Here is a 7,897-nt window from a genome sequence, read left to right on the forward strand (position 1 = left end):
GTCAGCGGAAGGCGAGGGCGCCGAGGATGTCCTCGTGCCGGTACTTCAGGTACTTCTTCACGGTGCCCTCGTCCACCGAGCTGGTGGCGGTGGCGAAGGTGATGACCAGGAACTCCTTCTCGGCGTCGTCCTTCCACTTGCCGGTCGCGAAGTTCGAGATGTAGGTGCCGGGCCGCAGCTTCAGATCGTCGTCGGTGTACGCGTCCGGTGCGGCCGCGGCCTTCTGGCTGCTCGACATGCCGACGACGAATTGAGTCAGCATCAGGGAACCGCCCTCGGCCTTGTACACCATCTCCGCCGCATACTGGCAGCCCAGCGACGTGAGTTTGCCGCCGACCTCGATATCGGCGCAGCTGGGATGGTCGCGGCCCTCGACCCAGTCGGCGTGCAATTCCACATCGCCGGCCTTGAAGTTCCAGTCGTGCCCGTATTCCCGATAGCTCAGGTGGCCGGAGGTGCCGGGACTCGCGCTGGTGGTCGGGGCCGCGGTGGTGGTCCGGGCGTCGGTGGTGGCGGGGACGAGCGCGGGCGTACTGGTTCCGGCGGCCCGGTCGTCACCGCCGGAATCGCGGGTCGCGACCACGACGATGCCGCCCGCGATCACCAGCAGCGCGATCACGCCGAAGACGATGCCGACGATGAGTCCGCTGTTGTTCTTGGGCGGCGGCGGAGTCGGATAGCCGCCGGGAGCGGGCTGTCCCCAGTTCGGCGCGGGCATCTGCTGATCCCACGCCGGCGTCTCCCACCCGCCCGGTGCCGCGTCCCAGCCCGAACCGGGCTGGTTCGGGTCGCGCCCCCACCCCGCGTCGTGGGGTTGTTGCGGGCCGTAGCCGTACGGCCCGGATCCGGGGGGATACGTCATCTGCTGCCACCTTCCGCGTCCCGGGGCAGCGCCCTCCGCGGTCGTGGTCTCCCCCCGGGCATCGTGGGTCGACCCTACCGGACCCGACACACCCGCCGTGATGCGACGGGCGGGCACACCGCGCCCGGCCGATCTGCTGCAATGGCGGCATGAGTGCCGATCTCATCGTCTGCGGGCTCGGTCCGGCCGGGCGGGCGCTGGCGCATCGCGCGGCCGTCCACGGACTCGCCGTGACCGCGATCGATCCGCATCCGTGGCGCCGCTGGCCCGCGACCTACGCCACCTGGGCCGACGAAGTACCGGACTGGCTGCCGGACCGGGTCGTGGCCGCGACGATCGAGCGCCCGCTCGCCCGCGGTACGCGCGAAGTCGAGATCGCCCGCGCCTACCAGGTTTTCGGCACCGCCGCGCTGCAGGACGCTCTGGACCTGTCCGGGGTGCGGGTAGTCGCCGATCGGGTGCTGGAGATCGGGCGAGGCGAGCAGGTGCGGCTGACCTCGGGCCGGACACTGCCCGCGCACCGCGTGGTCGACGCCCGCGGCCTGGCCCGTGACGTGCGCCGAGCCGAGCAGACCGCCTATGGCGTTGTGCTGCACCGTGATCGCGAACCGGCCTACTTCATGGACTGGTCCCGGGACAACGGCGCCGACGCCGGCGAACCGGCCTCCTTTCTGTACACGATCCCGCTGGGCGGTGGCCGGGTGCTGTTCGAGGAGACCTGCCTGGCCGGGCGGCCGGCGATCGGCCTCGACGAGCTGCGGCGTCGCCTGGAACACCGATTGCGCTGCCGGGGAATCGAATTCGGGACGGACGCACCGGTCGAACGGGTGCGCTTCCCGGTCGAGGGCGGCCGGGCGCGCGACGGCGCATTCGGCGCGGCGGGCGGACTGCTGCATCCGGCGACGGGATACAGCGTCGGCGCCACACTCGCCGCGGCCGACGCCGTCGCCACCGGGCAGAGCCTCTGGCCGGTCTCGGCGCGCCTGGTGTATGCCCTGCGCAGGGCCGGTCTGCGGGCGCTGCTCGCGTTGCCGCCGCACGAGTTGCCGGTGTTCTTCGACGCCTTCTTCGCCTTGCCTCCGGCCCTGCAGCGTGCTTATCTGTCCGGCCGCACCGATCTGCGCGGCACCACCGCCGCCATGATCGCGCTGTTTCGCGAACTCCCGTGGCCGCTACGCCGGATTCTTGCCGCGGCCGCTGCGCCGGGCGCCGGGCGCGAGGCGGTGCCCGCCGGTCAGCCGTGATCGAAGACCAGGGCGGTGGTGTTGTCGGTGGCGCCCGCCGTGATCGCCGCCTCGACCAGGGCGTCCGCGGCGCTCGACGCGGAGTCGGCGTCGGCGAGGATCTGCTTGATCTCGGTCATCGGCAGGGTCTTGTGCACCCCGTCCGTGCTCAGCAGCCAGCGGCCGGTGCCCGTGCCGGTGATGCCGTGACCCACCGCGTCCGGCCGCACGGTCCGCGCGGAGGTGGTCACCATATGGTGCATCCGGGGCGCGACGGCGACACCGCGCGCGTTCATCATCTCCGCGACGGTGTGGTCGCTGGTGATCTGATGCAGCACTCGCCCGTTCCAGTGGTAGGCCCGGCAGTCGCCGACCCAGGCGATATCACAGGGTCCGTCGATGCGGTCCGGTGTCGGGCATACGGCCACGACCACCACGCTGTCGGCGGAGGGCTCGGGGAATTCGCGCAGCAATTGCTGTTGGGCGGCAAGGATTCCGGCGGCCGCACTACCACCGACGGCGACCCGCGCCGCGACCTGCGCCACGGTGCGCGCCGCCCGCGCGGCCAGCAGATGATCGCCGATGCCGTCGGCCACGGCGAAGGCGCTGCGTCCGACCGCGGAGTCGATATAGCCCGACACCGCGTCGGCATTGAGCGACCGGCCGCCGCGGCGGCTGACCGAATGCGCTGTGATTCCCGTGAGCCGCATCAACTCACGCCGTGTGATTGCCGTCGTCACCGCTGTGTGCACGGCCGACCTCCTCGACTGCCCCTGCCGACTGCGGTTCCGTTCGTTCTCACCGGCGATCGCGTGGACCGCGACCGGCGCCGAAACTGCCCCGAACAGAACTCGCCTGCTCAGACTATGTCAGCCGGGACCGTGCTCAACCTGTGAAAACGGGCACGAGTTCATTACAGGCCGCCGTCCGGCGCACCTCCGGGGCGCGCATCGGCCACGATCAGCGCCCGAAATGCCCCGATTGCCCGCCCTCGATCGGATGGGCGAGCGCGTCCGTGACCGCTGCGACGCCGGCGCTTCGCCCGGCCGTGACCTGCGCCGTGCGGTCGGTCGCGGCCATCTCTCGGCCGTGCCCGCCACCCGCGCGGTGAGCGCGCGAATCTCGCGCATCCAGCGGAGTACCGGTCCCAAACACCGCCGCGCCCACCTCGAGGAGTTCGCCTCGGCCTGCGGGACGGTGCCGACGACGACCGCGATTATCGGCGGCGCGCAATTCCTCACCACGTTGATGGTGAGCCCGAGATGGGCGCCGTAACACGCGCCGACGTACTTCTCCCTCGACGACTGGGGGCTATGCGCGTATGGAGGGTGACGGTGTCGTCCCGCCCCGGATCGCGACGGCGCGTACCGGGCACTGCTGGACTGCCCGGTACACGCCATCACCGAAATCGACAGCGCTACCGAATAATTCGCGCCCTCAGCGCCAGGGCAGGCAGCCGGCGCTCCGCAACCGCGAGGCCAATCCCCCGTCGATGCCCACCGGACCACCGAACCCGCCGGCGCTCAGCGTGGGAACGAGCTGCGCGCCGAGTCCGGCGCCGATCGAACATCCGAGGAGGTTGATATCCACGGTGATGATCTCCTTGGGCGGGTTGAGCCCCGAATCGTCATCGGCCGCAGCGACGCCGGCCCCCGCCACTGCGGCGACGGTCAACGCCGCGGCGGTGAGACCGGTGGTGATGATGCGCACGTATCCTCCTTCTGCGCCGGTGTGGCGCAGGTCGATTTCCGACGGCAAACAGCAATGACGGCCCGCCGGAACCGGTCCGACGAGCCGAAACATAGTGTTGACCACCGCCGCATCCGGCAAACCATGCCCGACGTACCGGGCGGGCCGGCTCGGCGAGGAACGGTTCCCGGGCCGGCCGGCGGCGATCCCTGGTACGCAGCGGCTTTCCGGACGCCGGGGACGGTATAGGAGTTCCCTATGCCGCCTGCTCGGATTCCGTCTTTGCCTCTCGCAGACCCCCGGGCCTACCGTGAAACGACCCGGCGAGACACGCCTCGCGACTTTCCGAAGTGCCTGTCGCACAGCGTGTTTCGCGGTGCACCACACATCACGAATTCGAGAGGATCGGTGGTATGACCACGATCGAGGACGGATCCCGCACGAGCGACCTCGCGGGTAAACGCGCACTGGTGACCGGTGGCACGCGCGGCATCGGCGCGGCCGTCGTGCGTGGACTGCTGGCCGCCGGTGCCGAGGTGCTCACGACCGCCAGGTCGGCCACGGGCACGGCACCCGAGGGCGCCGGGTTCGTACCGGCCGACGTGCGCACCCGGGCGGGAGCCGAGGCGCTCGCCGGGGCCGCGCAGCAGACTCTCGGCGGCGTCGACATCGTCGTGCACAACGCCGGTGGCGCACGCCCGTTCGCGAGTAGTTCGGCCATTCCCGACGAGGAGTGGCAGGACGCGCTGGAGCTGAATCTGCTCGCCGCGGTGCGGCTGGACGCGCTGCTGACACCCGGGATGCGGGAACGCGGCGCGGGCGCCATCGTGCACATCTCGTCGGCGGCGGTGCCTGTCGCGTTCGCCCCGTTCCTGCACTACACCGCCGCCAAGGCGGCACTGGAGAATTACAGTCGCGGGCTGGCCGCCGAGCTGGCCCCGTTCGGAATCCGGGTCAACACCGTATCTCCCGGCCGGACCGCGACTCCCGGCGGCGAGGCGACGCGCGATCAGTGGGCGCAGCTGAGCACCGGCGCAGACGGCGCCACTGCGACCGTTCCGCTGGGGCGCGACGGCCGGCCGGACGATATCGCCGAGGCGGTATTGTTCCTGGTATCCGATCGGGCCGGCTGGCTGACCGGCACCGGGCTCGTCGTCGACGGCGGCGAATTCCCGAAGCGGTGACCGTCACGCCGCCGGCGCGGCATGAGCGGTCCGGCACCAGGTCTCGCGGCGCAGCAGTTCCAGCAGAGCCGTCTCCGCGGGGCCCGCGCCGGGCCGGACCGCGGCGACGACGGGCTGATAGACGCCCGGCGACACCGGGCGTGCGAGATGGCAATAGTCGTGCGGCACCGCCGAGGCCGGCACGAGCGTGACCCCGAGCCCCTGGGCGGCCCAGCGCACCGCGGTCGCCGTCTGCGATACCCGGGCGACGGTGGCGGGCGTGATACCGTTGTCTTGCAACACATTTCGGAGCAGACCGTCGAGCGCGCCGTCCTGATCGAACCGCACCCACGGTTCGCGCTCCAGATCACGCAACTCGATCCGATCCGCGGTGAGAAGCGGGTGTCCCTCCGCGAGAACCACGAAAAACCCCTCGTCGCCGAGGTGGTGACCGATGTACCGGCCCTCACCGCACGGCCCTGCCATCAGCGCGAGGTCCAGCACACCCCGGCGCGCGAGCCGCTCGAGCTCGGCGGGATTCGGCTCCTCGAACACGGTCACCGCCATCCGCGGGAACCGGCGGCGCAGGACGCCCAGCGCGTTCGGCAGCTGTCGTGTGCCCAGCCCCATCTGCGCTGCCACCACGAGTTCACCGACCAGATCATCGCCGCCGGCGCGTGCGGTTGCTCGCGCCCGCCGTGCCGCGTTCACCGCCAGCTCGGCATCCCGCAGGAAGGCGCGGCCGACCACCGTGGGCACCAGCCCGGTCGGCGTGCGGTCGAACAGCGTCACGCCGAGCTCGCGCTCCAGGGCGCGGATCTGCTGCGACATCGACGGCTGGGCGACGTGCAGGCGCTCGGCGGCGGCCGTGACCGATCCCTCCTCGGCGACGGCGAGGGCGTACTCGAATTGCCGCAGGCTCATCGTTCGTCCGCCTCCACCGAGAAGACGTCGGCGGTCGCCTGCTGCGGGCTCAGGCCCGCGACGACCAGCCCGAACAACCGGTCCGCCTGTGCGGCGGGGTCGGCGCCGTGTTCGGTCGCCAGGGCGATCCCCACGATCAGGGTGATCAGGTCCCCCACCGTGAACGCGGTCGCGACCACGCCTTCCCGGGCGGCGCGGCGCAGCAGCGGCTCGCCCGCTTCTTCCAGCGCCGCCGCACAGCTGTTGTCGTGCACCGGATCGGATCCGGCGCTGTCGTAGGACAACGCGGCCGCCAGCCCGCGGGCACCGACACAGTAGGCGACGACATCGCGCAACCAGTCCAGCAAGGCGCCGCGGCTGTCCTCGGCGTCGGCGAGTTCGTGCGCGCGGGCGCACAGCGCGTCGATCCTGGTGCGCGACACCGCTTCCAGCAGCGCGCGGCGGGTGGGAAAGTGCCGCCGCACCGTCGCCGAACCGACTCCCGCCACGCGCGCGATCTGTTCGAGCGATGCCCCGGCTCCGTGCGCCGCGACTTCCTTCTCGGCGACCGCGAGCACCCGTGCGTAGTTGCGGCGAGCATCAGCGCGTCGGCGCTCGGGCATCGCGTCACCTCCCGGTTGCTAAACGGCGGGCCCCGCCATATCGTAGCCGAAAACAGAAACGGCGGGCCCCGCCGTTTAGCGAAGGGTGCACCATGTCCGCAGCTTCGAAGTCCACAGCTTCGGCCCCCGTCCTGGTCACCGGCGCCACCGGAAGGCAGGGCGGCGCCACCGCCCGCGCACTGCTCGCGGCGGGCGTACCCGTCCGCGCTCTGGTGCGCGACCGAAACACCGTGCGCGCCAAGGAGATCGAATCACTCGGAGCCGAACTGGTGACCGGCGATCTACGCGACCGGGAATCGGTGATTCGCGCGGCCGAGGGCGCCCGCGCGGTGTTCTCCGTGCAGATGCCCGCCATCACCGAGGCCGGCTTCGACTTCGACGGCGAGGTCACCCAAGGCGTCCATCTGATCGAGGGCGCACGGGTCGCGGGGGTCTCCCAGTTCGTGCACACCTCGGTGAGCGGCGCCGGTCAGCACACCGAAGTTCCCGGCTGGGCTCCCGGCCGGTGGGCCGTCGAAAACTCTCTGACAGCCAAGGCCGCGGTCCAGGATGCGTTGCGCGCAGCCGGGTTCCCGCGCTGGACCTTGTTGAAACCCGGCACCTTCATGGAGAACTTCCTGCCGTCCATGCGGTACATGTTTCCCCGCGGAGTCGAGGGCGGGCTGGTGAGCGTCCTGGCGCCGCAGACCCGGCTGTCCCTGGTCGCGGTCGCCGACATCGGCCGCGCGGCCGCCGCGGCGATCACCGACCCCGGACGATTCGACCGCGTCGAACTCGAGCTGGCGAGCGACTACCTGTCGATGATCGAGATCGCAGCCACCCTGTCCCGCGCGCTCGGCGTTCCCGTGGAGGCTCCGAACATGACCGTCACACAGGCTGTGGCTGCCGGTATGCCGCCCATGGGCGCCGCGCTCGAATGGCTGAACGTGGCCGGCCAGCCCGGTCGCCCCGACTACGCCAGAGCCCTCGGCATTTCCCTCACCAGCTTCGAGCAGTGGGCGCGCACGCACCTGCACACCGCGTCGGCGAGCGGGTAGCAGGCGGGCATCGGTTGCCGTGCGCTCGGTGCACGCCGGGGCCGGTACTGACACCATCGAGGTATGAGTGTGCAGGATTTCCGGGAACTCGCCGCGGCGCGCTTGCGCGAGTTCGAGTTTCGAACGGTCGCGGACGTGCCCGGAATGCGACGCGCGAGCGTCGCGCTGTGCGTGCTGGAGCACGAGGGACACCCGTGTGTGGTCGTGATCAAGCGGGCCTATCGCGGCCGCAACGCGGGGCAGTGGGCGTTGCCGGGCGGGCGGGTCGACGGCGACGAGACCGCTGTCGCGGCAGGGTTACGGGAACTGCACGAGGAGATCGGCCTGGTCGCCTCGCCCACCGATGTCCTCGGCAGGCTCGACGACTTCCCGGCGGCCTCCGGCTTCGCGATCACCC

General features: G+C 71.2%; 10 protein-coding genes and 1 pseudogene. 6 read left to right on the plus strand and 5 right to left on the minus strand.

Annotated elements, in window-relative coordinates:
* Position 1 precedes the first annotated feature (1 nt).
* Positions 2-862: a hypothetical protein gene (locus tag NA3_RS17090; protein ID WP_128145289.1), complete on the minus strand. Its 861-nt coding sequence runs from the start codon at positions 860-862 to the stop codon at positions 2-4.
* Between the two features lie 149 nt (positions 863-1,011).
* Here NA3_RS17090 and NA3_RS17095 point away from each other — a divergent pair, with 149 nt between their 5' ends.
* Positions 1,012-2,106 carry a lycopene cyclase family protein gene (locus NA3_RS17095; RefSeq protein ID WP_062964572.1) on the plus strand — a complete coding sequence of 365 codons (1,095 nt, stop codon included), beginning with the start codon at positions 1,012-1,014 and terminating at the stop codon, positions 2,104-2,106.
* On the opposite strand, the gene NA3_RS17100 is transcribed toward NA3_RS17095, so the two are convergent.
* Positions 2,097-2,837, minus strand: a complete 741-nt coding sequence (locus tag NA3_RS17100; RefSeq protein WP_062964573.1) for a PP2C family protein-serine/threonine phosphatase — start codon at positions 2,835-2,837, stop codon at positions 2,097-2,099. The two genes, NA3_RS17095 and NA3_RS17100, sit on opposite strands and share 10 nt — an antisense overlap.
* 247 nt (positions 2,838-3,084) lie before the next feature.
* Here NA3_RS17100 and NA3_RS17105 point away from each other — a divergent pair, with 247 nt between their 5' ends.
* Positions 3,085-3,360, plus strand: coding sequence for a hypothetical protein (locus NA3_RS17105; protein ID WP_128145290.1), 276 nt, complete (start codon positions 3,085-3,087; stop codon positions 3,358-3,360).
* Positions 3,361-3,507, plus strand: a pseudogene (locus tag NA3_RS39480) (ferredoxin); the annotation flags it as partial.
* A 15-nt stretch (positions 3,508-3,522) separates the two neighbouring features.
* On the opposite strand, the gene NA3_RS17110 reads toward NA3_RS39480, so the two are convergent.
* A complete protein-coding gene (locus NA3_RS17110) occupies positions 3,523-3,795 on the minus strand; it encodes a hypothetical protein (RefSeq protein ID WP_062964661.1) in 273 nt (90 codons plus the stop codon).
* Between the two features lie 392 nt (positions 3,796-4,187).
* Here NA3_RS17110 and NA3_RS17115 point away from each other — a divergent pair, with 392 nt between their 5' ends.
* Complete coding sequence (locus tag NA3_RS17115) at positions 4,188-4,958, plus strand: oxidoreductase (RefSeq protein ID WP_062964575.1); 771 nt, start codon at positions 4,188-4,190, stop codon at positions 4,956-4,958.
* Between the two features lie 3 nt (positions 4,959-4,961).
* Here NA3_RS17115 and NA3_RS17120 read toward each other — a convergent pair whose 3' ends face one another.
* Both NA3_RS17120 and NA3_RS17125 read right to left on the minus strand, forming a co-directional pair.
* A complete protein-coding gene (locus NA3_RS17120) occupies positions 4,962-5,861 on the minus strand; it encodes a LysR family transcriptional regulator (RefSeq protein ID WP_062964576.1) in 900 nt (299 codons plus the stop codon).
* A complete protein-coding gene (locus NA3_RS17125) occupies positions 5,858-6,463 on the minus strand; it encodes a TetR/AcrR family transcriptional regulator (RefSeq protein WP_062964577.1) in 606 nt (201 codons plus the stop codon). Before NA3_RS17125 ends, NA3_RS17120 begins: the two co-directional genes overlap by 4 nt.
* Before the next feature lie 92 nt (positions 6,464-6,555).
* Here NA3_RS17125 and NA3_RS17130 point away from each other — a divergent pair, with 92 nt between their 5' ends.
* Positions 6,556-7,500, plus strand: coding sequence for an NmrA family NAD(P)-binding protein (locus NA3_RS17130; protein ID WP_062964578.1), 945 nt, complete (start codon positions 6,556-6,558; stop codon positions 7,498-7,500).
* Positions 7,501-7,563: 63 nt separating this feature from the next.
* The coding region (locus NA3_RS17135) for an NUDIX hydrolase (protein WP_157126568.1) at positions 7,564-7,897 on the plus strand (334 nt) is incomplete at its 3' end.

It is taken from the genome of Nocardia africana NBRC 100379, from assembly GCF_001612635.1.
GTDB classification, from domain to species: Bacteria; Actinomycetota; Actinomycetes; order Mycobacteriales; family Mycobacteriaceae; genus Nocardia; species Nocardia africana.

Bases quoted from the DNA above. Each gene is read 5' to 3' on its own strand.
- NA3_RS17090 (WP_128145289.1), bottom strand. From the start codon at position 862: ATGACGTATCCCCCCGGATCCGGGCCGTACGGCTACGGCCCGCAACAA.
- NA3_RS17095 (WP_062964572.1), top strand. From the start codon at position 1,012: ATGAGTGCCGATCTCATCGTCTGCGGGCTCGGTCCGGCCGGGCGGGCG.
- NA3_RS17105 (WP_128145290.1), top strand. From the start codon at position 3,085: ATGGGCGAGCGCGTCCGTGACCGCTGCGACGCCGGCGCTTCGCCCGGC.
- NA3_RS17115 (WP_062964575.1), top strand. From the start codon at position 4,188: ATGACCACGATCGAGGACGGATCCCGCACGAGCGACCTCGCGGGTAAA.
- NA3_RS17120 (WP_062964576.1), bottom strand. From the start codon at position 5,861: ATGAGCCTGCGGCAATTCGAGTACGCCCTCGCCGTCGCCGAGGAGGGA.
- NA3_RS17125 (WP_062964577.1), bottom strand. From the start codon at position 6,463: ATGCCCGAGCGCCGACGCGCTGATGCTCGCCGCAACTACGCACGGGTG.
- NA3_RS17130 (WP_062964578.1), top strand. From the start codon at position 6,556: ATGTCCGCAGCTTCGAAGTCCACAGCTTCGGCCCCCGTCCTGGTCACC.